The sequence below is a fragment of the Kitasatospora sp. NPDC023120 genome, assembly GCF_055560835.1.
On record NZ_JBVHHY010000023.1, the window covers coordinates 122,791 to 148,661 of the forward strand.

General features: G+C 72.0%; 22 protein-coding genes. 9 read left to right on the plus strand and 13 right to left on the minus strand.

Going from position 1 to position 25,871, the window contains the following annotated elements:
* Positions 1–8: 8 nt before the first annotated feature.
* Positions 9–2,861: an RNA repair domain-containing protein gene (locus ACZ3TI_RS30015; RefSeq protein WP_465731656.1), complete on the minus strand. Its 2,853-nt coding sequence runs from the start codon at positions 2,859–2,861 to the stop codon at positions 9–11.
* Complete coding sequence (locus tag ACZ3TI_RS30020; RefSeq protein WP_465731658.1) at positions 2,861–4,618, minus strand: RNA ligase family protein; 1,758 nt, start codon at positions 4,616–4,618, stop codon at positions 2,861–2,863. The genes ACZ3TI_RS30015 and ACZ3TI_RS30020 overlap by 1 nt, the downstream gene beginning before the upstream one ends.
* Positions 4,619–4,924: 306 nt before the next feature.
* Here ACZ3TI_RS30020 and ACZ3TI_RS30025 point away from each other — a divergent pair, with 306 nt between their 5' ends.
* A complete protein-coding gene (locus ACZ3TI_RS30025) occupies positions 4,925–5,710 on the plus strand; it encodes a class I SAM-dependent methyltransferase (RefSeq protein ID WP_465731660.1) in 786 nt (261 codons plus the stop codon).
* Positions 5,711–5,799: 89 nt separating this feature from the next.
* On the opposite strand, the gene ACZ3TI_RS30030 is transcribed toward ACZ3TI_RS30025, so the two are convergent.
* The 3 genes from ACZ3TI_RS30030 to ACZ3TI_RS30040 are packed head-to-tail and all read right to left on the minus strand — an operon-like array spanning position 5,800 to position 9,592.
* Positions 5,800–6,984, minus strand: coding sequence for a ferritin-like domain-containing protein (locus ACZ3TI_RS30030; RefSeq protein WP_465731662.1), 1,185 nt, complete (start codon positions 6,982–6,984; stop codon positions 5,800–5,802).
* Positions 6,981–8,957: a GMC oxidoreductase gene (locus ACZ3TI_RS30035; protein WP_465731664.1), complete on the minus strand. Its 1,977-nt coding sequence runs from the start codon at positions 8,955–8,957 to the stop codon at positions 6,981–6,983. The genes ACZ3TI_RS30030 and ACZ3TI_RS30035 overlap by 4 nt, the downstream gene beginning before the upstream one ends.
* Positions 8,954–9,592 carry a hypothetical protein gene (locus tag ACZ3TI_RS30040; protein WP_465731666.1) on the minus strand — a complete coding sequence of 213 codons (639 nt, stop codon included), beginning with the start codon at positions 9,590–9,592 and terminating at the stop codon, positions 8,954–8,956. The genes ACZ3TI_RS30035 and ACZ3TI_RS30040 overlap by 4 nt, the downstream gene beginning before the upstream one ends.
* A gap of 373 nt (positions 9,593–9,965) precedes the next feature.
* Between ACZ3TI_RS30040 and ACZ3TI_RS30045 the strand changes: the two genes are divergently transcribed.
* The 3 genes from ACZ3TI_RS30045 (at position 9,966) to ACZ3TI_RS30055 (ending at position 12,993) form a co-directional block, all read left to right on the plus strand.
* Positions 9,966–10,682, plus strand: coding sequence for a flavodoxin family protein (locus ACZ3TI_RS30045; protein WP_465731668.1), 717 nt, complete (start codon positions 9,966–9,968; stop codon positions 10,680–10,682).
* A gap of 13 nt (positions 10,683–10,695) precedes the next feature.
* Positions 10,696–11,169: a hypothetical protein gene (locus ACZ3TI_RS30050; RefSeq protein WP_465731670.1), complete on the plus strand. Its 474-nt coding sequence runs from the start codon at positions 10,696–10,698 to the stop codon at positions 11,167–11,169.
* A gap of 270 nt (positions 11,170–11,439) precedes the next feature.
* Positions 11,440–12,993, plus strand: coding sequence for a Na+/H+ antiporter (locus tag ACZ3TI_RS30055; RefSeq protein ID WP_465731672.1), 1,554 nt, complete (start codon positions 11,440–11,442; stop codon positions 12,991–12,993).
* A gap of 36 nt (positions 12,994–13,029) precedes the next feature.
* Here ACZ3TI_RS30055 and ACZ3TI_RS30060 read toward each other — a convergent pair whose 3' ends face one another.
* The 3 genes from ACZ3TI_RS30060 to ACZ3TI_RS30070 all read right to left on the minus strand — a co-directional run bounded on the left by ACZ3TI_RS30060 (position 13,030) and on the right by ACZ3TI_RS30070 (position 15,671).
* The gene (locus ACZ3TI_RS30060; protein ID WP_465731674.1) at positions 13,030–13,233 is read right to left on the minus strand and encodes a hypothetical protein; all 204 of its coding nucleotides are present in this window, start codon (positions 13,231–13,233) and stop codon (positions 13,030–13,032) included.
* A gap of 1,216 nt (positions 13,234–14,449) precedes the next feature.
* Positions 14,450–15,229: an alpha/beta fold hydrolase gene (locus ACZ3TI_RS30065; RefSeq protein WP_465731676.1), complete on the minus strand. Its 780-nt coding sequence runs from the start codon at positions 15,227–15,229 to the stop codon at positions 14,450–14,452.
* 34 nt (positions 15,230–15,263) lie between these two features.
* Positions 15,264–15,671, minus strand: coding sequence for a hypothetical protein (locus ACZ3TI_RS30070; RefSeq protein WP_465731678.1), 408 nt, complete (start codon positions 15,669–15,671; stop codon positions 15,264–15,266).
* Between the two features lie 262 nt (positions 15,672–15,933).
* On the opposite strand from ACZ3TI_RS30070, the gene ACZ3TI_RS30075 reads away from it, so the two are divergent.
* The gene (locus ACZ3TI_RS30075; protein WP_465731680.1) at positions 15,934–16,650 is read left to right on the plus strand and encodes a GbsR/MarR family transcriptional regulator; all 717 of its coding nucleotides are present in this window, start codon (positions 15,934–15,936) and stop codon (positions 16,648–16,650) included.
* Positions 16,651–16,800: 150 nt separating this feature from the next.
* On the opposite strand, the gene ACZ3TI_RS30080 is transcribed toward ACZ3TI_RS30075, so the two are convergent.
* Both ACZ3TI_RS30080 and ACZ3TI_RS30085 read right to left on the minus strand, forming a co-directional pair.
* Positions 16,801–17,574, minus strand: coding sequence for a transposase family protein (locus tag ACZ3TI_RS30080; RefSeq protein WP_465731682.1), 774 nt, complete (start codon positions 17,572–17,574; stop codon positions 16,801–16,803).
* Positions 17,575–17,815: 241 nt separating this feature from the next.
* Positions 17,816–19,192, minus strand: a complete 1,377-nt coding sequence (locus ACZ3TI_RS30085) for a serine hydrolase domain-containing protein (RefSeq protein WP_465731684.1) — start codon at positions 19,190–19,192, stop codon at positions 17,816–17,818.
* A 96-nt stretch (positions 19,193–19,288) separates the two neighbouring features.
* Between ACZ3TI_RS30085 and ACZ3TI_RS30090 the strand changes: the two genes are divergently transcribed.
* Positions 19,289–19,990, plus strand: a complete 702-nt coding sequence (locus tag ACZ3TI_RS30090) for a TetR/AcrR family transcriptional regulator (protein WP_465731686.1) — start codon at positions 19,289–19,291, stop codon at positions 19,988–19,990.
* Positions 19,991–20,252: 262 nt separating this feature from the next.
* Here the strand turns inward: ACZ3TI_RS30090 and ACZ3TI_RS30095 are convergent, their stop codons facing one another.
* Complete coding sequence (locus ACZ3TI_RS30095) at positions 20,253–21,032, minus strand: hypothetical protein (RefSeq protein ID WP_465731688.1); 780 nt, start codon at positions 21,030–21,032, stop codon at positions 20,253–20,255.
* 164 nt (positions 21,033–21,196) lie between these two features.
* Between ACZ3TI_RS30095 and ACZ3TI_RS30100 the strand changes: the two genes are divergently transcribed.
* From ACZ3TI_RS30100 to ACZ3TI_RS30110, 3 genes are read left to right on the plus strand one after another with little or no spacing between them, the layout of a single operon-like run.
* A complete protein-coding gene (locus ACZ3TI_RS30100; RefSeq protein ID WP_465731690.1) occupies positions 21,197–21,751 on the plus strand; it encodes a phosphopantetheine-binding protein in 555 nt (184 codons plus the stop codon).
* Entirely contained in the window at positions 21,752–23,137 is a 1,386-nt protein-coding gene (locus ACZ3TI_RS30105) for an AMP-binding protein (RefSeq protein WP_465731692.1), read from the plus strand.
* Positions 23,127–24,680: a carboxylesterase/lipase family protein gene (locus ACZ3TI_RS30110; protein ID WP_465731694.1), complete on the plus strand. Its 1,554-nt coding sequence runs from the start codon at positions 23,127–23,129 to the stop codon at positions 24,678–24,680. The genes ACZ3TI_RS30105 and ACZ3TI_RS30110 overlap by 11 nt, the downstream gene beginning before the upstream one ends.
* 513 nt (positions 24,681–25,193) lie before the next feature.
* Here ACZ3TI_RS30110 and ACZ3TI_RS30115 read toward each other — a convergent pair.
* Both ACZ3TI_RS30115 and ACZ3TI_RS30120 read right to left on the minus strand, forming a co-directional pair.
* Complete coding sequence (locus ACZ3TI_RS30115; RefSeq protein WP_465731696.1) at positions 25,194–25,553, minus strand: nuclear transport factor 2-like protein; 360 nt, start codon at positions 25,551–25,553, stop codon at positions 25,194–25,196.
* Between the two features lie 24 nt (positions 25,554–25,577).
* Positions 25,578–25,871, minus strand: a 294-nt coding sequence (locus ACZ3TI_RS30120; RefSeq protein WP_465731698.1) for an SDR family oxidoreductase, incomplete at its 5' end; no start/stop codon positions are given.

Consider the following 25,871-nt stretch of genomic DNA (forward strand, 5'->3'; position numbering starts at 1 on the left):
GGACCGGTTCAGCGGGTGAGGGTCGGGACGGCACCGCCCTCGACGTGCTTGAGGTGGACGCCGGGGAGGTGGCGGCACCAGACGTCGGCGATCGGCGCGATCCGGTCGGCGGTGAGCGGGGTGGGGCCGAGGCCGATGGGGAAGTGGGTGAGGCCGTCGGGCGTGCGGTAGGGGTGGGGCCAAGCGTGGAGCTGGGTGCCGCCGGCTTCCTCCAGGGCGGCCAGGAGGGTGCGGAGGCGCCCGCGGACCAGGCCGATGGACCCCTCCTTGGCGGTGACCACGGCCCAGGCGGCGTGGCGGCGGTGGAGCGGGGGCGGGGCGAGCAGTACGGGCCAGGGGTCGGCGCTCTCCGTGGTGAGATCCCAGGCGCGGTAGAGCTCCTCGGCGAGCAGGTCGCGGGCGTCGGCGCTGACCTGGGTGGTGCAGCTGCGGACGGGGGCGGAGGGGGTGAGGACGGTGACCGGGTCGAGCTGATGATTCATCGACTCATCGGTGAGTGCGACGGGTCGGTCCCAGTCCCGGCTCGCCCAGTCCTCGGTGAACCGCCGGAAGAGGTCGATGTCGGTGTCACCGCCATCCACGGCGTCGTCCTCCAGGACGGTACGTGCGGCGAGCACCGACCAGGCGAGCGAGGGCAGGTGGCCGAAGGGAGCCGAGTCCAGTCCGCGGGCCCGGGCCCAGGCCTTGACCCGGCGGGCCAGTCGGACGAAGCGGTCGTGCCGGTCGCCGAGCGCAGCCAGGATCGCCTCGGCGTCGGTGACCGCGCTGAGCGCGAAGGCTTCCGCCTCTCCCAACTCCGCACGCCGCGCGACGGCTTGGGCCGGGTCGAGCGAGCCGGTGAAGGCGAGGACGAGGTCGACGGACAGCCCGTCCGCCTCCAGCCGCAGCCCGGGTACCCGGGCGCCGCGCACCTCGCGCAGCTGTCGGGCGTCGGGCAGCGCTGCTGCCACCCGGGCGCGGACGCCGGGCAGATCGGCCGGACCGGGCAGCGCCGCCACCAGGTCCAGGTCGGCACCGTCCAGCTGGCAGCCCAGCCGTCGCGAGCCGACGACGTGGACCGCGCCGTCCGGCAGCGCCTCCGCGATCTGCCGGGCCAACGCCTCCGCGGCGGAGGTCTGTCGGGGTGCTTCGGCCTGCAGCGGGACGGTCGCCTCCTCGGGCGCCGGGCGTACCTCGCCCGTCCCCAGTTCGATCACCGCGCGCGGCCGCATCGGCTCGGTGCCCCGGCGGGAGAGCACCACCAGCTCGCCCACCCGGCCCGAGAGTTCGGTGAGCCGGGCCGCGCAGTCGGCGGCCACCGGCCCGGGATCGGCGCTGCGTCCGAGGGACAGGTGCGGTGTGAAGCCCTCCGCGCGGCCGCGGCAGCGCGGGAAGCGGCGCTCCAGCGCGTGCCGCAGCGCCGCCCAGGGCTCGGCGGAGTCGGCGGCCGGGTCCAGCCAGACGGTGGTGTCCGCACGGTGGCGGAAGGTGCGCACGCCGTCCAGCCGTGCGGTGAACGGGGCCGTCTCGGCGGCGGCCGCGCCCAGCAGCGGCAGGGCGCGGTCGAACTCGGACTCGGGGACGAAGCCGAACAGCAGGTTGACGTGCGGCGGCCAGCGGCGCAGCTGGGGGTCGTACACGGCGCGCAGCTGCTGGATCGGCGGCCACAGCTCCTCGGGCGGGAGCCAGGCGACGGCGGTGCGGACGGTGGGCGCGGTGTCGAGGAAGCCGTCCGCTTCACCGGAGCCGGAGGACCCGCCGGTTCCGTCGAGGGTGAGGTCCACGGTCACGCCGTAGTGGTCGGAGGGGTGCAGTCCGTCGGCGCTGGGGCGGTCGCCGAGCAGCGCCGCAGCGGTGATGCGGGTGCTGTCGGCGCGGTGCAGGACGCGGTCGATGCGGCCGGGGCAGCCGGTGAGCGAGGAGACGGCGGCGAGCGGGTTGACCGTCGGGTCGAAGGTCGGGGTGTCGTCGGACGGCCCGTGCACCAGTGTCCAGGCGTCGCGCAGGCCGAGCGCGGCGGCCGGGCCCGAGGCGCCGGAGCGCGCGTCGTTGAAGTCGCCGAGCAGCAGCAGCTCGCCCTCGACGCCCGCCGATCCCTCGGCCAGCTGGGAGAGTTCGGAAGCGCGGCGGGCCGCTCCGTCCGGTGAGTGGTCGCTGCTCAGGTGGACGGCGGCGACGGTCAGCGGTTCGCCGGCGGTCCGTAGGGTGATCGCGGTGACGGCCTTGTGCGGGCCCAGCGCGTGCCATCCGGCCTCCAGGACCGGCAGTCGGCTGAGCAGCAGCAGTCCGTGCTCGTCGACCTCCCGCCCGAGCGGGTCGGCGTTCAGGGTGTACCCGGCGCGGACCCAGGGCGCGGCCAGCAGCAGGGCGACGAGGGCGGGCTCGACCTCCTGCAGGGCGATGACGTCGGCGTCGGCGGCCTCGAGGGCGGAGAGCAGCAGTGGGCGGCGGCGGGCGGTGGAGATCCGGTCGGCGTCGTAGCGGTCCCACAGGGTGTTCCAGGTGACCACGCGCAGTGCCGGGCCGGCCGGGGGCGCGCCGTGGACGGCCTCCGGTGCGGCCGCCTGCCAGCCGCCGTCCGGCTGCCAGACGTACGGGGTGGTCGCCGCGAAGAAGGGCGGGCGCAGCCGACGCGGGGCGGCGCGCCGCCCCGCGTCGGTGGTGTCGAGCACGTCCACGCTGGACGCGCGGTCCCAGACCACCACCCCGTCGGCCTCGACCCGGTGCACCCGGTGCCAGGGGATGTCGCCCGAGGCGGCGAAGGCCTCCAGCGGGACGCGCTCGGTGCGGTCGTCGCGCTGCCGCACGCCCAGGGTGAATCGGGCCGGGTCGAAGCGGGCGTCCCAGCGGATGCGCTGGCAGATCTGTTCGATGGGACGCATCAGTCCTCCTCGGCGTCGAGCGTGCCCGCCGTGTCTTCCACGGTGCCACCGGCGCCGACGTACCAGGTGCGGTGCGCCTGGCCGGGGTAGGGCGGGCTGAAACGGTGCAGCTGTGCGGTGAGCACCTCGGCCGGCACCGGGTGCGGCCGTACGGCGTTGCGGCGCCGCAGTTCCTCCTCGTCGACCACCAGCACGACCTGGGTGATCAGGGCGTCGCGGCGCTGGGCGACGGCGTGGACGTGGGAGCGCTGCTGGCGGTTGAGCGAGGTGGCGTCCCAGATGACCGTGCCCGCGTGGGCGGTGGTCGGGGCGGCCTCGGAGGCGGCGAGGGCGGCGTCCAGCCGGGCCAGGCCCTCGCGCAGCACCACGGCGTTGTCGCGCTGGTCGGCCCGCGCGCCCCGGGCGGCGCGCAGGTCGTCCAGGCTGAGCCGGGCGGCGACGCCGGTCAGCCCGGCGGCGAAGCTGCTCTTGCCGCTGCCGGACGGGCCGCACAGGTGGACCAGCCGGGGGAAGCGGCCGTCCCGGTGGCGCCAGGTGGCCGCGACGGCCTCCTCGGCGGTGGAGATCCGGCCGAGTGCGTACGCCTCGCGGGCCTGTGCCCAGCAGCGGTCGGCGGTGTCCCGGTCGAGGTCGGCGAGTGCCTCGCGCAGGCCGGTGCGCAGCCGGGCGAGCGGTGCCTGCGGCGAGGCGTCGAGCAGTCCGGCGTCCTCGGCGTGCAGCGCGGACCAGGCGACCTGCTCGCGCTCCGCGCCGCCGGGGGCTGCGGCCGCGGCGACGGCGTGCAGTACCCCGAGGTCGGCGGCGCAGGAGAGCCGGACCAGCCCGGCGCGGCGCTCCTCGTCCGGGTAGGGCTGCTGCAGCCCGGGGTGCAGCCCGACCAGGTCGGCGACCCGGCGGGCCAGCGGCAGCCCGAGCGGTCCGGCCAGCCGCGGCGCCAGCGACTGCCGGTGCCGCGCGCGCAGCGCGGTGGCGAGCACCCCGGCCAGCCGGGCGTCCCCGCCGCGCCCGAGTTCGTCCAGCCGGGCCGACACCTCCGCCAACTCCTCGGACGAGCAGGTGAGTTCGGGCAGCCCCAAGGCGGCTGCCAGAGCGGGGAGTTCGGGCAGCGCGCCGGAGCGTACGGACCAGAGCGCGGCGCTCGGGCCGAGCCCGTTCTCCACCACGGCGGCGTGCATCCAGTGGGTGTCCGTGCGCACGTGGTGCGGGCGGACCCACTTGGCGACCCGCTCGCCGAACTCGGCGCGGGGGAAGCCCCGGACGGTCCTGACGACGTACCCCTCCTGCCGGTCCGGGTCCAACCGCAGGGCGCGCAGGGCCCGTTCGTCGTAGCGGCCGCGCCACAGCACCCGCGGCGCCGGGATGCCGAGGCGGCGCAGGAAGCGGACGGTGTCGTCCCAGTCCAGGCAGTGGTCGCGGTCCGTCCAGACCGAGAAGCCGTAGAACCAGCTCTCCAGGCCGGTGTACGGGATCGAGTGCCGGGCGAACAGGTTCTCGCCGCAGATCCGCCAACCGTCCGGGATCCGCCCGCCGATCCGGCCCTGCAGGCCCTTCACCCAGGCGCGGGAGGGGTGGTGGGCCGAGTCGAGGGAGCGGGCGTGCAGACCGTCGGCGTAGAGCGTGGTGTTCTCGCCGTCGAGCTTCTCGGTGACGACGACCTCCGCGCCGGCCAGCGCGCTGAGGTCCCCGGTCCGTACGTCGTCCGCCGCCGCCCCGGGTGACCAGGGCAGATGCGGAGTCCGGGGGTAGTGCACGCGCATGTCCGGGCTCCTGGGAAGGTGGGTGATCCGCCGGACACTGTAGGAGCGGCCGTTCCGCTCGGGCCACCGAATTAGCGCCGGGGGGCGGGGCGGATCCCCGGGAGTCGCGGACCTGCCCCGACCAGCGCCGATGCCTCCGCGACACGCGGGCAGGAACGTCCCTGCGCCCGGACGGCCGTACGCCGGGGTGCAATGGGCGCGTCCCGCACCTCGTCGGAAGTCGGTCACGAGGCCGGGCAGGGGCCAGGTGGAGCCAGTCAGGGGCCAGGCAGAGCCAGTCGGAGTTCACTCAGAGGGAGGCCGCAGATGGAGACCAGGACGAAGGACGAGGGCCCCGTACGCGTCCTGGACGTGACGAGCGCCGACTACCGCCGGGTGTTCGAGCTGTTCCTCGCCGGGACGGACGAGAAGCCCATCACGCACGCCTGGCTGAGCGAGCTCGTCGACGAACTACCGCACCGCCGCGTCCTGTTGGACCTCGGCGCGGGAGACGGCCGCACCACCGCCCACCTGGCGCGGCACTTCGACCGTACGGTGGCCGTCGAGCCCAGCGCGGCGATGCGCGAGAAGCTCGCCGTCACCTGCCCCGAGGCCCTCGTCCTCCCGGACCGGCTCGACCGGGTCCGCCCGCCCGAGCCGGCCGACCTCGTCCACCTCTCGCACGTGCTCTACTACGTGCCCGAGCCGGACTGGTTCGACACCGTCACCCGTGCCCTGGACTGGACGGCCCCCGGCGGCACCCTCCTGGTCGTCCTGCAGAACCCGGAGAGCCCCTGCATGCGGATGGCCGCCCACTTCACCGGCGTCCGCTACGACCTGGGCCCCCTCACCGCCCGCCTGCGCACGCAGCACCCGGAGGACGACTTCGCCTTCGAGAGCCTCGATCTCCACTACCGCACGCCCCACCTCGCCGAAGCCGTGGACGTCGCCGAGTTCATGGTCAACGTCGCCGACCTCGCCACCCTCGACCCCCGCCCCTCCCGCGCCGCCCTGACCGCGTACGTCCAGGACCACTTCGCCCGCCCCGAGGGCGGCTACGCCATCGGTCACACCCAGGACATGCTGATCGTCCGCCGTCCTCCGTCCGCCTGACCGGCGACGCGAACGGCACCACCCGGTCGTCCGGGTGGTGCCGTCGGCTGTCATCGGCTGTCGGCGGCTGCCGCCGCGTCACCGAGCGGTCAGACGAAGGCCTCGGCGGAGTCCGAGGCCAGGGCGGACAGGTCGATCGGTCGGCCCGCCTCGAGGGCTGCCGCCCGGATGTTGCGCCGGACCTCCTCGTCGGCGGCCTGGAAGTCGGGGCGGCCGAGCTCGAAGGTCGCGCTGGCGAAGCGGCCCTGGGCGGCCTGGGCCGGGTCCGGGTGGGGGTTGCGGTAGAGCTGTTCGGCGCGGTCGCGCAGCTCCAGCATGGTGGGGATGGCGAGTGCCATGTCCCGGGGGCGCCCGTTGAACGCGGAGTCCAGGTAGCGCAGCAGCACGGCGTAGCGGGAGTTGAACGCCACGGCCTGCGCGTACACCGCGCTGGTGTCCTCGAACCGCTTGTAGTAGTCCACCTTGGAGTCGCCCAGGATCGGGTAGGCGTCGTCCCAGGTGACGTCGATCAGCGGGCCGCTGGGCTGGTCCTGGGGGCGGTCGTTCGGGCCGTAGCTGCGGCCGGTGTAGATCTCGTTGAAGCGGAAGTAGTGGGCGAGTTCGGGCTGTTCGCCGAAGCGGTCGTTGCTGTTCCAGATGGTGTCGTGGACGCCCTCGCCCTGCTCGGTGATGGTCTCGAGGGCTTCCAGCGCCGAGTTGCGGCCGTCGATGGGGAAGACCTCGCCGCCGGAGTTGTAGAAGTCCTCCGGGCCCACCTGGCGGCCCGGCTCCCCGGTGAAGACCGCGTCATGGCCGAGGGTCCTGATGAGGTGCTCCAGGCCCGCCCGGATGGTGTCGTAGAACTGCCCGATGGAGGTCCAGCCGGAACCCTCCTCGGCGTCCGGCGTGATCTCCCTGGGCTGTTCGATCCGCAGGAAGGTCCTGAGCGCGGAGGGGGAGAAGTGCTGCAGCCCGATCTCGGGGACCGTCTCGCCGCTGAAGGGCAGCCTGGCCGGGTACTTCGCGACGAAGCCGGTGCCGACCTTCGGGGCGCCGCCGACCGCGTTGAGCAGGTTGGCGGCCAGCGTCATGTGGAGCATCTCCTCCAGCAGCACGGCCCGGATGGCGTAGTACGCCGTGCGGTTGGTGCCGGGGCGGATGGTGTACATCCCGGTCATGTAGACCGGGATGGTCAGGTGCTCCACCTCCATCGCGGCCTGCAGGTACTTGCGCAGGTCGGGCAGGGTCTCGGGGACACCGAAGCCCGCTTCGTCCAGTTCGAGGGCGGTGATCACGCCGGTACCTCCGTGTCCGTTGCGTCGCCCGTGGTGCCGCGCAGGTCGGCCGGCCGGCGGTCGAGGAGCAGGTCCTGGTGGATCTGCTCGGCGCTGCGCAGGGCGAGGGCCAGCATGGTGATGGTGGGGTTGCTGGTGCCGATGGAGGGCATGCTGCCGCAGCCGACGGCGTACAGGTTCGGGTGCTCCCAGGTGCGCTGGTACTCGTCGACCACGGAGGTGGCCGCCGAGTTACCCATGATGTGGGTGCCGGCGCCGTGCCCCGCGCCGCTGTAGGCCAGGTCCAGGGTCTCCCCGTCCAGAGTGTGCACGAAGTGGCCGAGCGGGGGCACGCCTCGCTGCGGGGCGTGGTCGGTGTGGTCCGTGGCCCCGAGGGCGCCGAAGATCTTCTGAGCCACCTTGCGGGCGGCGAAGAGTCCGTCCCGCGTGTGCTGATCGAGGTCGTAGGTGATGACCGGGCGCAGGTTGCCCATGGCGTCGCGGTAGCGGCGGTCGATGGTGACCCTGTTGGCCGGGTTCGCCGACTGCTCGACGGCGATCTGCAGTTGCAGCTGGCGGCCGATGGTGGAACCGAGCAGACGGCGCAGCTCCGGCCCGAACACGCCGTCCGGCCGCACCTCGCCGTTCTCGTCGCCGCCGATGCCGAGCGAGGTCGCGACATTGCTCATCGGCGCGCCCGTGGCCCAACCCCAGCCCCAGTTGCCGATCTCGATCCGGAACGGAGCCCGTCTGGCGCGCCCCACGCCGAAGCGGAAGGCCTCCCAGCCGGAGGTGTGCCCCGGTCCGCGGAACGGCCCGACCGGTCCGCGGTCCTCGGCGGCGAGCGCCCAGTTGAGGATGGTCGGATGGTCCATCAGGTTGCGGCCGACCTGGTCGCTGCCGTTGGCGAGCCCGGAGAACAGCAGCAGCCGCGCGTTCTCGATGGCGTGCGCGGCGAGCACCACCAGGTCCGCCTCCACCACGTACGAGCGGCTGACCGGGGAGGCCGGGTCGGTGTACGTGCGGAACTCCACCCCGCTCACCCGCCCGCCCCGCGTCGCGCCCGCGAGGCGGATCCGGGTGGCGACGCAGCGGGTGGCGAGCGAGACCGTCTTCGCGAACCGGGCCTGCTGGCGCAGCGGGTGGGACTTCGCCTGGACGGGGCAGATCGGCACGCAGCTCGCGTTGCCCACGCAGCGCTCGCCGTAGTTCGGCAGCCCCACCGCGCTCTCCGGCCGGTACGGGACGGGGGAGTAGTCCGGGTTCGGCGTGGAGTTGCGGGCCTGCGGCAGACTCCGGACGTGCAGCTCGTACACGTCACCCGTGACGTCGTCCGGGATGTGCACGCCGTTGAGGTCCTCGCAGTACCGGTCGATGTAGCTGGCCGGGATCTGGTGCATCGGGTAGACGTAGTCCTCGTCGGTGACGACCTCGATCGCCCGCTGGTCGTCCGCGTTCCCGGCCACGCCGATCTCGAACTCGGCACGGGCGTACCAGGACTGCAGCTCCGCCGCGCTGATGGGCCAGTCACGGCCGTAGCCGTACTGCTCGGTGGCGAAGTCCTCGGGGTGCATGCGCGGCACCGCGCCGAGCCAGTGCATCGCCGTGCCGCCCAACTCCCTGAGGTAGTCGGTGCCGTAGGGGAGGCGGCCGTTCTGGACGAAGTAGCCGTTGGCGGTGAACTCCGGCTGCCCGGGCTTCGGATCGCGCACGGGGGCGAGGTCGAGGACGTCCGGGTAGGGCGCGGCGACGCTGCGCCGGTACGCGGCGTTGGGCACCTTGGCGACGGCGGAGTGGAAGGTGGAGAGCGAGCCCAGGTAGCCGGGCCAGGTCTCGGTGCCGCCGTTGCCGGCCTCCAGGATCAGGACGTCCCAGCCCAGGTCGCCGAGTTCCTTGGCGATCAGGCTGCCCGACCAGCCGCCGCCGACGATGACGACGTCGTAGCGCCGACGGACGGCTTCGTCCGCGGTGACGGTGTTGACGGTGTCGGTCATGCGTGCTCCTCCGGGGCGTCGGACCGCACCGCGGCGGTCGGTACGGCGGACGGCGGGATCTGGCGCCACCCCCGGTAGCCGGGCAGCAGGTGGTCGGGCACGGCGTCCAGGGCGACCTCGGACTCCAGGCCGGTGCGGCAGACCAGCTCCTCGTCGAGGTCCAGGTCCCGGCGCAGCGCGGCGGTGGTGGGCTGGTCCGGCGGCTTGACCGCCCAGGTGCCGAACCCCGGCGGCTTGGCCCCGGCCGGGTGCCCGTGGAACGTCCGCCACACCAGGCCCTCGACGTACGCCTCCGGCGCGACCACGAACTCCTCGTTGGCCATCTGACGGCGCAGCGCCGCGTGCGCGGCCGGTGCCAGGCGCGGCCAGGCGCCGGTCAGCCACAGGTAGGTCAGTGCCCGGGCCACCTCCAGGTGGACGGGCGACAGGTCCTTCGGACCGCCGCGCTCCGAGGCGGCCACCGTCCACGCGGCCCAGAACTCGGCGAAGGCCGCGGGCCCGACCTGCTGCCGGGCGGTCTCCAGGTAGCGCTCGGCCATGCCGGTGGCGTACAGGTCGAACGCGGCGAAGCCGGTCAGCGGCACGCAGAGGTCGACGAAGTCCTCGACGTCTTTCGTCACAGCGGGATCCGTCATCACGCTCCTCTCTCACGGGGAGCTCGCCCGGACGGCAGCCGGATGCCGCCGCACGAACAGTTCTCGGGCGAACCACCCGGCATCCTCACCTACCCCCACGGCGCGCCCCGGACCCTGCCGGATCGGGCGCCCGGTTTCACCCGACTGGGCGGCACCCGCACCCGGCTCGCTCCGGCGTGCGCGGCGTGCGCGGGGCGTGCAAGGGTGGCGCCTGCCTCTCCCGAAGAACCACCGGGCCGACGAACCACCGAACCGGCGCCGACCATCAGGCCGCCGGCCCAACACCGCGTGCGCCCGCGCCCCCGGACTGCTGAGCTGTGCGGGGAGCCCACCACCCGGGACCGACCTCCCCGACACCCCGAGGGAGGACCCCGTGCCGGACACACCGACGTCGTACACCGACCTGCGCGCCCTGGTGATCAACTGCACCCTCAAGCGCTCCCCGGAACGCAGCCACACCCAGGGCCTGATCGACGTCTCCACCGGCATCCTGCAGCGCCAGGGCGTCCAGGTCGACGTCCTGCGCGCCGTCGACCTCGACATCGCCACCGGCGTCTGGCCGGACATGACCGAACACGGCTGGGAGACCGATGAATGGCCGGTCATCTACTCCCAGGTGATGAGCGCGGACATCCTGACGCTAGCCGGTCCTGTGTGGCTGGGAGACAACTCGTCAGTGATGAAGAAGGTCATCGAGCGCCTCTATGCCTGCTCCTCGATCCTCAACTCCGCGGGCCAGTATGCCTACTACGGCCGGGTTGGTGGCTGTCTGATCACCGGCAACGAGGACGGCGCCAAGCACTGCGCCATGAACGTTCTCTACAGCCTCCAGCACCTGGGCTACGTCATCCCGCCGCAGGCCGACGCCGGCTGGGTCGGCGAGGCCGGCCCCGGCCCGTCCTACCTCGACCCCGGATCCGGCGGGCCGGAGAACGACTTCACCAACCGCAACGCCACCTTCATGACCTGGAACCAGCTCCACCTGGCCCGGATGCTCAAGGACGTCGGCGGCATCCCGGCCCACGGCAACCAGCGCTCGGAGTGGGACGCCGGCTGCCGCTTCGACTTCGAGAACCCCGAACACCGGTGAACCGGTGGCGTCGGTGAAGCAGGGTCCTCGGCAACCGCGCCTGGGCAGGCCCGCGCTGACGATGGCCTCCCGGGCCGACCACCACCTGGTGGTCGCCAAGAGCAACTCCTTCGACTCGGTGATCGCCCTCAGGCGCAACATCTCCTTCGCCGGAGAACAGGACGCGGCGGATCGGGTGCTGGCCGCCTTCCAGCAGTACCAGCGCGACGACCGTAAGATCCGCGAGCTGAACGCGCAGGGCAAGCTGAAGGAGGCCGTCACCTTCAACACGGGCCTCAACCCGGGCCAGTCCAGTGCGGACTTCGGCGTGCTCAGCGCCGCACTGGAGGACAACGAGGCGATCAACCAGCGTGCCTTCGAGAGAGCGGTCGCCGACGGCGACGACGACCTCGACGCCACCACCGCGGGCCTGGGTGCGGTGGTGTTGGCGGCGGCGCTCGCGCTGACCGCGCTGGGCGTGCGGCCGCGCCTGCGCGAGTTCGCCTGAACCGGGGACACGGCCGCCGCGCCCTTGGCTCACCGTCGTCCACGGCCCACCGTGGGTGCAGCGCCGCGATGATCGGCGGCGCGAGCAGAGACAGTCACGCCCTGTCCACGCCGCTCACCCTCCGATGCCCCATGATTCCCGCCCTGCCGCTCGCCGCTAATGCTCCGATAAGATGGCCACAGGTGTGCCGGGAAGCCTGGTCGGCGCGGGGGATGACTGCGGCGATCGGCGGCGGTGACCCCGGTTCTTGCGATGGGGTCCTTTCCACCGATGCACGTTGTGGCGATCGTTCTCGTCCTGGTGGTCCTGGCCACGGCCGTGGCCACCTTCGCCGGGCGGCTGCGGGTGCCCGCGCCGTCGCTGCTGGTCCTGGCGGGCATCGGGGTGGCGCTGATACCCGGCGTCCCCGCACTGCACGTCCCGCCTCAAGTAATCGGCATGGTCGTCCTGCCGCCACTGCTGTACGCCTCCGCCGAGGAGCTGTCGCTGCGCGACCTGCGCACGGTGTGGCGCCCGGTGACGATCCTCTCCTTCGGCCTCGTCTTCGCCTCCGCCGCCGCCGTCGGCTTCACGGCCGTCGCCGTCGCCGGACTGCCACCCGCGATGGCCTTCGTGCTCGGCGCCGTCCTCTCCAGCACCGACCCGGTGGCCGTCACCGCGCTCGGCCGCCGCCTGGCGCTCCCGGGACGGCTCCAGGTGCTGGTGCAAGCGGAGAGCCTGTTCAACGACGCCACCTCCCTCGTCCTGTTCAAGGTCGCCGTCGGCATCGCGGTGGCCGTCGGCGCCTCGGTGAGCCTGCCGGCGGCGGGCGGGGAGTTCCTGCTGCTGGGCGGGGGCGGCAGCGTGGTCGGCGCCGCCGTCGCGGGCCTGGTGTGGCTGGTGCGCCGCCGCACCACCGACCCGGTGCTGGAGACAGTGATCGCGCTGGTCACCCCGTACGCGGCGTACGTCCTCGCGGAGTCCGCGCACACCTCCGGCGTCACCTCGGTCGTGGTCGCCGGGGTGCTGCTCGGGCGCTCCGGCCACCGGCTCACCGACGCGCACATCCGGCTGCAGCTGCACGCCGTGTACGCGGTGGTGGTGTTCCTGCTGGAGAGCGTCGTCTTCAGCATCGTCGGCCTGGAACTGCCGACCCTGGTGCGGGACCTGCCCGCCGGCACCGGCTGGTGGCCGCTGCAGGCGCTCGCGCTGGCCGCCGTACTGATCGCGGTGCGGGTTCTCTCCACCCTGCCGCTGACCCGGGCGGTCAAGCCCAGCCAGGGCCGCGGCCGGCTTTCCTGGCGGGTCGCCGGGGTGGTCACCTGGGCAGGCACCCGCGGCGTCATGCCCCTCGCCGCGGCTTTGTCCATCCCGCTGCTCGCCGACGATGGCACCGCACTCACCGGGCGGCCGCTGGTCCTGGTGCTCACCACCGCCGTCGTCGTCTTCACCCTCGTCGTCCAGGGCCTGACCCTCGCCGCCGTCGTCAACCGCTCCGGCCTCGCCCTCGAACCCGAGCACACCGCCCGCGAGGAGGACGACGCCCGCGACGCGCTCAACCGCGCCGCCCTCCACCACGTCGAGAACCTCGCCGAACTGGAGGCCGTCCCGGACACCGCCCTCGACCGGGTCCGCCGCGCCCTCACCGCCCGCCTCGACCGCACCCCGGAGACCCCCGACGGCACCACCGCCGACGCCGCCTACCGCCAGCTGCGCCACGAGGTCATCGCCGTCCAGAGCACCGAACTGCACCGCCTCTACGACGAGCACCGGATCAGCGACACCACCCGCCGCCGCCTCCAGCACGACCTCGACCGGGAGGAAGCCGCGCTCGGCACCCCCTGACACCGCCGGGGTCGAGCGGGTATCCCGGGAGGGGACTCAGCGGTGGCGTCGCGCCGGGTGGAACGCGGTGAGCGCCGCGCAGACGGTCGAGCCGAACAGCACGCCGACCCACGGAACCCCGCCACCGGCGCGGTGCGCGACCAGCCCGCAGACGAGGTAGCCGAGCGCGCCACCGAGAAAGAAGAAGACGAAAGCGCGGAGCGCGGAGCGCCACCTGGGGCGGGGTGTTCCTGAAGTCACGGTGGGATTATCCACTTGAGGCGCCGGGCGTCGACCGGCAGGTCCGGCTTGCCACCCGGCGACGGCAGAGGGGCAACCGGTCGCCCACCGGCCCCGGTCGCGACGGCCATGGCGCTCTCGCCGACGCCCGGCGCGACGCGCTTGATCAAGCCGACGCGCACGGCTCCGGCCACGAAGAGGTCGGACCCTGAGATCTCCGAGGAGTTCCGGTTCCTGGACCGTGCTGGCTCTGGACCCGGACCAGGCGGCCCGGCACCGGGCCGCCTGGATGCGCGACCCCGACCTGCGGCCGGAAGCGCCCTCCCCGGTCGACTGGACGGACGGTCGGACGCGTGACGGAGCAGCCAGGGCGGGGGACGGCGGAGCTGTGCACCTGAGGGATCCGAAGTCCAGGGTCAGCGGTGGTGTGCTGCGCCGGTCCTGGCATCGGCGGGACTCGCCGTGATGCTGGCCGGTGCGGCCCTGACCGTTGTCTGCGTGCTCACCATCGCCTACCCGCTCCGACTTGCCGGGCAGCCGGGCCTGTTGACGGTCACCGGCTGCCTCACGGAAGGCAGCGGGAAGGGGGCGCAGATCACGTGCTACGGCGACTTCGCACCTGACTCGGGGGGCCGCCGTGGTCCGCGCGGTCCCGTACGACGGCAGTCTGCGGGTCGGTGCCCGGGTGCCCGTGGGGTACGTGGAATCCGAGGACGCCTCCTACCGGGTCGGCGTCGCCACACCGGCCTCCGGGTGCTCGGCATCTCCGCCGGGCTGTTCGCGGTGGTCGCAGGTCCTGTAGGCGTCGCGCAGGCCGTCGAGATGGTCGCGCGCCGGGGAGCGGCGCGCTGGCGCGAGGGTCGGCTCCTCCCAGCGCTGTGTGCGGGGGGCGGTTGTCGGCCTGTTCAAGGGTCTTGCCCTGCTTGTGGTGGTCTCCGGTTCGATCAGTCTGGTGGCGTATCTGGTGACCGAATGACCACCGGTAGGTGCCATATCGGCTATAGCCCCGACAGGGCCGCCCTGTTCGACCTGGTGGCCTTCGCCACCGGAACGCCCTGGTTGCTGGTCGCAATGGGTGTCAGCGCCCTGCGCGTCGGCCCGACCGTCTTGGGTGGCCGCGGCCCCTGCTGCCGCGTACTCATGCGCGTGGCCGGCAGCGGAGACGGTCCGGTGGGGGTGTGGCGGTCTGCGGTCTCCGGTCTGCGGTCGGGGGCGGAGCCGGTGCGGCAGCTCGCGTTCAGCCGGCCACCTCGCGGATGGCACTGGCGACGGCGCGGAAGTCCTTCTTGAGGATCATGTCGTGGTTGCTCGCGACCTTCGCGCTGATCTCGATGTTCGGGTTCCGCTCGGTCACGGCCTGCAGGCTGGCGCGGATCCGCTCCTGCTCGTCGCCCTTGCTGCCGAGGGACGCCCCCGACGCGACCACGTACCGCGCGGGGATCGTGATGGCGTCCAGCACGGGGCCCATCGCGTTCGCGCGGGCGACCTTGCCGAGCTCGATGTTGCACTCGGCCATCTGCGCGGCGGTCATCCTGGGCGTCAGGCCGGTCGGGCGAGCCAGCGCCACCAAGGGGGAGAACCGGCGGAACAGCTTGCGGATCCGCTGCTCCATCGCGTCGTCAAGCCAGTCGTGGGGCTGCGCGCCCTCGACCATGACCGCGCCCAGGGCCCGGTCCGGGTTTCGGCTGGCCCAGTGCGCCGCGACGAACGCCCCGTAGGACCAGCCCACCACCACCGTCCGATCCACGCCGCGGGCGGCGAGCACGGCGTCGACGTCCGTGACCATGGTCTCGAAGGAGTAGTCCGCCGAGCGCCCGGACTTCCTGCCGCGGGCCCGCATGTCGTAGGTGATGTGCCTCCAGCCAGGGCCGAGTTCGGCGATGGTGTGCCGCCAATAGCCCTGGGTGGCGAACTGGCCGTTGAGGTAGATCACGGGGGTGCCGGAACCGCCGGTGTCGGTGACGGCCAAGGCCGTGTCGTCCACCGGCACCATGCCGGTCCAGTGTTCGTTCGTCATGGCATTCCTCCTGGGGATGTGGACCGACGTGCCGTCAGGCTGCGTCGAGGGCAGCGGTGATCTTGCGGATGATGTCGGCCAGGACCGGGCCGGGCTCGCCCTTGAGGCCCCGGGTGGCTGTGTCGATGGCGATCAGGACAGTGCTGCGGAAGTTCGCGGCCTCGGCCTGCTCCTGCCGCTTGAGCAGACTCATCGCCGCTCTCAGGGCCGGCAGCACCTGGTCCGCGATCGCGGCCACGGACTTGCCGTCCAGCTTCGTGCCTTCGGTCTTCTCGGCGAGCACGTGCCCGACCAGACCGGTCGCGGACGCTAGGGCGATGGAGCCCTCGGTGGCCATCTTGTGCGGCTTGTTGGTGGCGCCGGCGGCGACCAGCAGTGCGATCGCGCCGTGCGCGGCGGTGCGGAGGGTCGGCTTGTCCTGCTCGGAGAGGGTGATCGACATGGTGGCGTGCTCCTTCGGGTTGGGGGGTGACTGTTCGGCAATCGCTGAACATCCACGACCGTACATTGCGTTCATGAAACCTGCAACGCTTGTGATCTCGGAAATCCCTTGTGCTACAAGGAATCATGCCCTGGAGTTGCAATGACCATGGTGTTAAACGCAAGGGGTGACCGGGAGTCTGCATTGCAATGACTGTCGCAGGCCCCGATACTGTGCAGCAGAACGCGGGAGCGCCGCGCAGACCCTGAGGAGACGAATCTCGATGCCCGGAGGCAGGCTCACCGCCGAGGACCGCCGACAGATCGCCGCCGGGCTGGCCGAGGGGCTCGGGTACACGGAGATCGGCCGCAGCCTGGACCGGCCCGCCTCCACGATCATGCGCGAGGTCTCCCGGAACGGCGGACCGGACGACTACCGGGCGGACCGGGCCCAGGCGGCCACCCGGCACCGCGCGCGCCGACCCAAGCAGGAGCCGTCCCCCGCGCTACCGTCGATCGCCACGGACAACCAGGTCCGCGACCCGCAGGTGGTGCGGGAGATCGCGGAGTCCGTCACCGCGCTGATCGAGCAGCAGGGCATGCCCGCGATGGCGGCCAAGGTTCTGGTCCGCCTGCTCGTCACCGATGCGGGCGCCCGCACCGCCGGTGAGCTGGTCCAGCAACTGGGCGTCAGCCCGGCGTCCGTCTCGCACGCCGTCGCCTTCCTGGAGCAGCAGCGTCTTCTCCGGCGCGAACGGGTCCCCGGCGAGCGCCGTGAGCGCTACGTCATCGACGGCGAGATCTGGCTCCGGTCCACCCTGGCGGCCGTGCAGATGCACAGGGCCCTGGTGAGCGAACTCCGTACCGCCGCCGAAGCCCTCGGCCCCACCACCCCGGCCGGCGCCCGCTTCGGGGACTCCGCCGAGTTTCTGACCCTGATGAGCGAGACCCTCCAGCAGGTCGTCGATCAGTGGCAGCAGCGTCGGACAGCAGCCGAGTAGCCCCCACCGCACGCGCCGGCAACCCCCTGATCGCAGCCAAGAGCCCCCCACGGCTCCGTCGGCGTGCCGCTGACGGAAGTCGAACTCCATGACGAGACCGTGCGGGTTCAGGGCTGATTCAAAGTCCCGATGATCTCGCATCTGGGCTGGTCACGGAATGTAGAGGCGGTCGAGCGGGCGGGTGAAGGGCTCGTAGGAGACGTGGCGGAGACCGGCAGCGATGCTGGTATGGCCGTGGTTGCGGAGGGTGTTGATCGCCAGGTTCCGCAAGGTGGCCATGTTCTCCGGGCCGTGGCCGGTGCGGACCAGGGAGGCGTCTTCGCCGAAGACGGTGTCGCGGACGAAGTGGAGCCGGTTCTCGATGGCCCACTGCGAGCGGGCCAGCTCGCCGATCCGCTGGGGCGATGCCTGTTGGTGGGTCAGGTCGGTGAGGGCGTAGACGGTCTGCCGGGTCCGTTTGCCGCTCCTGGGGTCGGCGCGATATCGGGTGATCTTCGCGGCTTGGACGGCGTGGGGGAAGTCCAGCCCGAGGTCGGTGACGGTCAGCGTGCGCGTCACCCGGGTCTCGCGGCGGCCGTGGCCGGTTCCACGCTGGTAGCGCCGGGCGGTGACCTGGGGCCAAGGCAGCGACCGCAGCGCGCGGTGCGCCCGACACACGGCGAAGACGCCGGTGGCCCGGGCGCCGAGCCGGGCGAGGGTGTGCTGCGGTGCGGCGGCTGCCCACTGCCCGATCGCCCGGAAGGAGCGCGCACCGGCGAGCACCGCCGAGGCCGCGACCGGCAGCACGCCCAGCAACGGGTGACGCCGGCCTTGCCGGTCACGCGGATCCGGCAGCGACGCCGGCCGATCCACCAGATGGGTACCGCCGGCGCGTTGACGCATGGGCGCGGGGCCGGGGCGAGGGGTGGCAGAGGGGCGACCCATCGAAACTCCGGTTGGCGCAGGAGACTTGGCGGTCACCTGTCCAACCGAAGTTTCGTTGCTTCCGACACGGCCCCGCCAGCCCAGAGCACACCCCCTGTCGGCGTACAAGTGGAAGTGTGCCACCTTGTACGGATGAGCCTGCACCAAGGTTGATGCGGTGGCCGGTTGCCTCCATGGGCGGGCTACCGCCGCTTGGGGTGCCAGAGGGGCGGCCGCTCGGAACCGCCTCGACTCAGCTGGATCAGGGTGCTTGCGCGACCCGGTTGAAGAGCCGGCCGGCGAGATCGACGCCTATGACCGCGCCGTTGTCGTCGCGGGAGAAGTAGCCGCGTTGCCCCTTGAGACCGCCTTCGGTGACGATGTACTCATCGCCGTCGCCGAGAAGGAAGCCGATGGCTGCGGCCGGGTAGCCGGGCGGCATCTCCTCGTCCGATGCCTCACGGATCTCCGGCTTGATATCGACGGCCAAGGTGAGACGGGTGCCGTCGGTGGCGATGTCGAGGCTCATGGCGTCGATCTCGTAGTGGCCGACGACCTGCCGGGCCTGCTCCTCGTCGTACGGGAGCGGCTCCGCTGCCTGCTCGACGACGCCGAGGTAGTGCTCCAGCGTCCACTTCACGACGGACTGGTTGAAGGGGTAGCCGTTCGGCCCGGCGTTGGCCAGGCAGACCACCGCGAAGTTGCGTTCCGGCACGATGAGCAGCTCGGCGAACTGGCCGTTACCCGAGCCGCCGTGCCCGATCCCGAGAATGCCGTCCAGGTCGTTCAGGAACCAGCAGATGCCCAAGCCGTCGCCGAGCGTGCTGGCGCGCAGCGTGACTGTCTGCTCCCGCATGCGGTGCAACGCCGATGTGGGCAACACGTCGTCACCATCGCCGAGTTGGAATCGCGCCCAGCGCAGTAGATCGCTCACCGAGGAGGCGAGGCCGCCGCCGGGGTTGTCTGCGCGCGCGCCCTCCTTGAAGGCCCCCCACGGGCGGGCGGGGTGCAGTTCGCCGTCCTCGCCTCGGTTGTAGCCCACCGCGAACTTGCGGACCATCACCTCGGCCAGACCGTACACGGTGTCCGATAGGCCTACCGGCTCCAGGATGAGTGAGGCCATGGCCTGCTCGAAGGGCAGGCCTGTGACTTTCTCGATGACCCGTCCGGCCAGGTTGTATCCGGCCTGGCTGTACGACGCGCGGGCACCGGGCGGTGCGATCAGCGGCAGCTCGGGCAGCTTCGCCACGAGCCCGGCCAGGGAGCGGTCGCCCTTGCCGCCGTCGACCAGGTTCCAGTCCATGCCTGCGGTGTGGTTGAGCAGGTTCAGGACGGTGATCTGCGCTGCGGCCCGCTCATCGGCGAGCTTCAGCTCGGGGACGTAGCGCCGCACCGGGGCATCCAGGTCCACCCTTCCCTCCGCAACCAGGCGCATCAGCGCGGTCGCTGTGAAGGTCTTGGACACCGATGCCAGATGGAACAGCGTCTTCTCGTCGACCGGCAGGGGGTTGGCGAGGCTCGTCACCCCGTGGGACGCGTAGATCTCTTGACCGTCCAGCAGCACCCCGACCGCGACCCCGGGAACCCCGAACTCCTTGGCCTGCGCCTCGACGAAATCCGACAGCTTCGTCTGCGACATTGCTCCCCCTCCAGAGACTTGAACTAAGTACGAGGAGGAGCCTAGGCCGCCACTTGAGCAAAGTGCAAGGGTTGCCGTGAACTAAGTTCAAGTAAGATGGCGGCCATGCCGAGAAACACGCTGACCGCAGACCGGATCGTCCACGCGGCCATCGAACTGCTGGACGACGAGGGACTGGACGGCCTCAACATGCGCAGCCTGGCCAAACGGCTCGGCTCGGCCGCCACAGCCGTCTACTGGCACATCAAGACCAAGGACGAGCTGGTCCGGCTCGCCGGCGACGCGATCTGGTACGAGATCGAGCAGCCCGAACTCGACACCACCGGTTGGCGTACCGCCGCCACCATCCAGGCCGCCGGCATGCACGCGATGCTCACCCGGCACCCCTGGCTCGGCCAAGCGTTCGGCAGCCATCTCATGCACGGCCCCGGCCAGTCCCGTCACAACGATCTCAGCCTCGCCATCTACGAAAAGGCGGGCTTCACCGCCGCCGACGCGGACCGGGCAGCCGCCACCGTGCTCACCTTCGTGCTCGGCAGCGCGCTCGGCCCCGCTGCGGAGGTGTCCCTGAAGCGCCGGCTGAGCAAGAACGGGGCAGATGCCGAACAATTGATGACCGACGCCATGGCACGCGCCACCGAGACCGCCCAGCAATACCCACGGCTGCGCGAGCGCCTCGGCACTCCAGCCGCCTCGCAGTACACCGCAGCGCCCGACAACACCTTCGAATTCGGCCTTCAGTCCATCCTCGACGGCTTCGAGGCCCGCCTCACCGGCGACCGCGTTTGGCCTGAGTGACCCACGCACAGACTGAACCGACATGCGCAGCATTACAGTATGGTGCGGATGCGAATAGATTCCAACCGGGCGACGCTATCAACGCGCCAGCCCAACCCGGTGGACCCGGAGGCCGAGCTTCGAAATGTTCCGCCATGGGAAACCACGGTTCCGCGATGCCTACGGCACCGAGTCGTGGCACAGCAAGTCCTCCGAAGGAACTACGCCTCCTTTGCATAGCTCGACCTCCCGCGCAAGCGTGTGTGTGGCGACCAGCCCGCACTCACGCCCTGAGCAGCAGAGTACTCAGAAAGTTGGTCGCCGCGGGTAGCAGGGCGAAGCCGTCGTGGGCGATGCCCGGGACGACCTCCATGGTCGCCGTGGCCCCCCGATCCAGCAGGTGCTGTTGCAGCATCGCGGCCTGGTCGACGCGGGTGGCGTGCGGCGGTCTCCGGCGCGGCCGGGTGTCGCGCGCGCCTACGGTCACGTGCACCGGCACCGAACGCTGTGCGTCGAGCCGGGGCGTGATACCGAACTTCTCAGCCACGTCCGCGATTCCGGCGGGCCACGGCAGGTCTGGGTCGAGCCGGGCGATGGAGCCCGGGGCCCCGACCGACAAACCGGCCAGCCGCTCCGCATGCAGGTAGTAGAAGCGCAACGCGAACTGGCCTCCCCCGGAATAGCCGTGCAGATAGAACCGCCTCGCACGGACCGCCCACCGGGCAGCAACTTCCTCGACCATCCGCAGCAGCACCAGATCGAACCGGACGTCGCCCCGCCGCAGCGACATGTAGCACCGCACGTCGTCCGGTTCCGGAACGCCGATGGGGAACAGCGGCGCGAGAACCACGCATCCGTGCGTTTCGGCGAAGTCCGAGAGAACATCCCGGTACCTCTCGGCGGTTCGCCGGGCCCCGTGCACGACGACCAGCAACGGCATCGGGCCGGCCGGTGCGTACTGCGGCACGTACAGGCAGTACGAGAACCGGGGGTCCGCCCGGCAGGCACGGAACGGAACCCGCCCGAAATCCAGCCGATGCAGGCCCCCCACGGCGACACTCATCTGACCTCCGGAATCGGCGGCGGCACCGGAGATTCTTTCGCCAGAGCCGGGGAACACATCCGTGCACGTGGCTGCCTTCACCCGATGGAGTGAGGAGATGTGGCTCCTCGTAGTCCGCTGTGCAGACTGGTGCAGAGAAAAAGGGACCAGTGGCTGGGAGCGTCATGGGTGGGAAAGCCGAGAAGACAGCGCCGGATGCAGCGGTGGTGGCATTAGTCGAGCAGGCCCTCGCCGGGCACCCGGGCGTACTCGACGCGGCGGTGACGTCGGCCGGCGGAGGGGTCGGGGTCGTCGCGGTGCTCGGCGAGATGTGCACCGCGCTCGAAGTCCGCGAGGACCTTCGCACGGTGATGGCCGCAGCCGGGCACCAGGCCGAGCCCGCCGTACTCCCCGTCACCCGGATTCCCGAACGCCCGATCGGGCCGGTCGAGGAGATCGCAGGCCCCTCGGGCGTATCTCGCTACGAACCGCCCGGCTCCGAGCTGGAGGCGAGCCTGGCGAGTCGACTCGCGGAGCTCCTCGGCTTGCCGCGGGTCGGCGTCCAAGACGACTTCGTCGAGCTCGGCGGGGACTCGCTGACAGCGGTGACCTTCCTCCACACGCTCCAGGAGGCGTACGCCGCACCGCTGAGCGTCGTCGAGCTGTTCTCCGCCGGCACCGTGCGCGAGATCGCACAGCTCCTGGCCGGACGGCTGGCAGCCTCGTCGCGGGTGGTGTGAGTGCACTCGCTCCGGCTCGCGGCGGCCCCGGCGTTCCTCGATGACGCACACGCCGTCCCCGCCGAGTCCGTCGCCGCCGGCCTGGACGCAGCCAAGCGCGGACTCACCCGGCCGGACAAGGCATTGGTGGCGATCTTCACCGGGCGCGGCCTGGCCGGCCTGCTGGTCTACCTGGGCGCCCTCGACCTCGGCCACGCCGTCCTGGTGAAGGAACAGCCGGACCGCGCCACCCGGGACGCCCTGCTCGCCGCCTACCAGCCGGAGTTCGTGCTCGACCACAGGGCCGAGCCGGTCCCGGCGGGCTACCGTCCGAGCGGCGAGCTGTGCGGGGCCCGGATGCTCAGCCGGGAGGCCCGCGCCGATATCGCCGTCCACCCCGAGCTGGCGTTGCTGATCACCACCTCGGGCTCGCTGGGCCGCCCCAAGGCCGTCCGGCTGTCGTACGCGAACCTGGCGGCCAACGCCGAGGCGATCGTCGCCGCACTGGGCATCGGACCGACCGACGTCGGGATCACCTCGCTCCCGTTCGACTACAGCTTCGGCCTGTCCGTCGTGAACTCCCACCTGGCCGCCGGTGCGCCACTGGTCCTTTCCCGGCTCAGCCCGACCTCGCGGCGGTTCTGGCAGGTCGTCGCCCGTGCCGGCGTGACCAACCTGGGTGCGCTTCCCCTCACGTACCGCCTCCTGCACAGCACCGGCTGGCGACCCGCAGGCTTCCCCGCGCTGCGCCTCGCCTACCAGGCCGGGGGCGCGCTGGAGCCGGCCCTCGTCGAGCACTTCGGCCGCCTGATGGCCGACCACGGCGGCGGCTTCTGCCCGATGTACGGCGCGACCGAGGCCACAGCGCGGATGTGCTGCCTCACCCCGGACCTGCTCTTCGACCACCTCGGCTCGGTCGGCCGGCCAGTGCCGGGCGGGCGGATCTGGCTGCACGAGGTCGACGCGGACGGCGTCGGGGAGATCGTCTACCAGGGCCCCAACGTGATGCTCGGCTACGCTTCCGCCCGCGCCGACCTGGCCGCGGGCCGAACCGTCACCGACGTGCTGCACACCGGCGACCTCGGCCGGCTGGACCGTGGAATGCTCTACGTACTGGGCCGCAAGGACCGGCAGCTCAAGCTGTACGGCAAGCGGATCCTCGCGGACGAGATCGAGCAGCGACTGGCCGTGGTGGGCCCGGCCGCGGTGGTCCCGGCGGCGGCCGACACCGCCGTGGTCTTCGTCGAGAGCCAAAGCGAGCCGTTCCGAGACGCGTGGCTGGACATGCTGCGCGAGCTCCAACTGCCTGCCGAGTGCCTGCCGTTGCGCGCGGTGGCAGGACTGCCGCGCACCAGCTCCGGCAAGGTCGACCTCGCCCGCCTGCGGGGGCTGGCCGATGCGCTCTGACGCTGAAGGCCCGGTCGTGGACACCGGCTCGGGCCGGGTACGCGGGATGCCGGTCGGCGGGGTGTCGGCGTTCCTCGGCGTACCGTACGCCGCAACCACCGGGGGCGCGGCGCGGTTCCGGCCGCCTCGCCCGCACCCGGGCTGGGCCGGGGTGCGGGAGGCGACCTCGTATGGCCCGGCCTGCCCGCAGCGGCCGCTGACCGAGGCGCTCGGCGCGCGCCCGGCCGTGGTCTCGCTGCTGCCGCTGTTCGGCATTCCCACCGAAGTGGCCGAGCAGGGCGAGGACTGCCTGGTGCTGAACATCTGGACGCCCAATGCCCGCCCATCGGCCGGTCGTCCGGTGCTGGTCTGGCTCCACGGCGGCACCGACTTCGGCGCGGGCGACTGGCCCCGGTTCGACGGCGCCGCCCTCGCCCGTGCAGGCGATCTCGTCGTGGTGACGGTCAACCACCGGCTCGGCATCCTCGGCCACCTGGACCTGTCCTGGACGGGTCTGCCCGAGTACGCCGCCTCCGGCCGGGCCGGGCTGCTCGACCTGCGGGCGGCGCTGAACTGGCTGCAGGACAACGTGGCAGCATTCGGCGGCGACCCGGCGAACCTGACCCTGGCCGGCGGTTCACGCGGCGCCTCACGGGTGGCAGCCCTGCTGTCCGACAGCGCACCCGAACCCCCGTTCCGACGGGCCATCCTGACCAGTCCACCACCGCCCCGCCCAGCCGCCACGCTGGCGCCGGAGGAAGCGGCCCGGAGCATCCTGCGCCTGCTCGACATCCCAACTGACCGGCCCGACCAGTTGGCCACCCGTCCGGTCGACCAACTCCTGAACGCGCAAGCCCGGTTACGTGCCGAGCACCGGTACGCATTCCAGCCCATGGTCGATGGCGGGCCGGTCGAAGAACGGTGCTATGCCGAGCTGGCCTCCGGCCTCGCCCCGCACGTCCCGATACTGATCGGCAGCACCCTGCACGAGACCACCCGCACCATCGACGACGACAACGCCTCCTGGGACGGCCTGAGCGACGCCGAACTCGCCCGCCGCTGCTCGCGGATCGCACGCCGCGACGTCACCGGACTGATCGCCGAGTACCGGCGCGAGCGCCCGCGCGACCCGGCGCGCAGGATCGCCGTCGCGGTCACCACCGACGCGCTGTACCGCTTCCCGGCCCTCGCCCTGGCCTCCGCCCGCAGCGCCACCGCGACCGCCTCGACCTACGCGTACGTCTTCGCGGGCGGGACCGGCAGCCACGGCGAGGACGTCCTGTTCTTCTTCGACAACCTGCGCCACGCCGCGCTGGTCTCCCGCAACCCGGCCAACGCCGCGCTGGCGCAGGCCGCGAGCGGGGCATGGATCACCTTCTGCCGCGACGGAAATCCCGACGTCCCCGGCGTCGGCCCCTGGCCCGCCTATAGCGAGGCCCGTCGGGACACCCTGCTGTTCGGCACCCCGACCCGCACGGTCGCCGACCCGTTCGCAGCCCGCCGCGCGGCCTGGGCGGCCGACCTCGGGCTCTTCGAGGCCCATCGCGCGTCTTCGTCCCCGTGATGCTTGCCGGATGCCTCCCACAGTCCCGGCTACACCGGTCACCCGGCGTAGCCGAAGAGTCGTGCTACCGCAAACGCTCCGGCGGGGCGAACTGCGACAGACGCAAACGTGGTGAGGGGAAGGCGGCACGTGGTTTGCGGAAAGGCGGTCCCTGCCAAGGAGCTCCTGCTCGGCTCCCGGTATGCGTCCCGGGCGACATCGACTCCGGGGAACAGAAATCTTCGATCGAGCGGAGAACCACGCGCAGGTCATCCCGCAGGGTAACGATCCTGCATGCGTGCCGCTGACCTGGGATTCACGGAACTCCGGTCAGAGCCCTGAATTTCCCCAGCCCGTGCTGAGGTATGGCCCGGAGTTGCTCGCCTTGATTCCTCAGGCGTGCTCGTGCTGATCTGCGGGTGGATGCCGAATGTGAGGGCTGGCCTGGTGGCCGAGTGGCTGGCTTGGTGCGACGGCCGGACGGGCGGTCCAGGTGAGCGGGGCTTGTCGCGCTGGCGGCAGCAGTGAGCGGACTCAGGGCTCGATGACGAGGCGTTCGATGAGGTCGTCGCGGAGTGTGAACTGGTAGCGCAGATCGATGGTGCCGCCGGGGAAGTTGCCTTCGAGGTGGTGGGTGGCGATGTAGTGGGTCGCGTCGGTCTGCTGGGCGTTCGTGAGGTGGATGGTGTAGGTGAATTCGGTGGCGGATCGGCCGAGCCACCCCTCGATCTCCTCGGTGCCCTGGTAGGTGTTGCCGTCGTCGATCACCGTGGCTTCGCCGGTGAACGCCGTGACCGCGGCGGCGGTGTCGTGGGCGCGGTGCGCTGTGAGGTAGCGGGTGATCACCTCGGGCAGGGTGTCCGGGGTGCTGGTTCGCGGCTGGCTGTCGTGCATGACGATCCTTGGGTGGTGGCGGGTTCAGACGGTGGGGGTGGTGCCGCCGTCGATGACGTGTTCGGCGCCGACGATGGCCGAGGCGCGGTCGGAGACGAGGAAGGCGACGAGCTCGGCGACCTCCTCGGGCCGGTTGGGACGGCCGAGCGGGATGCCGCCCAGGGAGTCCATGAGCCGGCCCAGCGCCGCTTCCTGGGTGATGCCCGCGTCGTGGGCGATCCGCGCGACGAGGTTGTCGGCGGCCGAGGTCTGGACGAAGCCGGGCGAGACGGTGTTGACGCGGACGCCGTGCGGGGCGACCTGGTTGGCCAGGCCCTT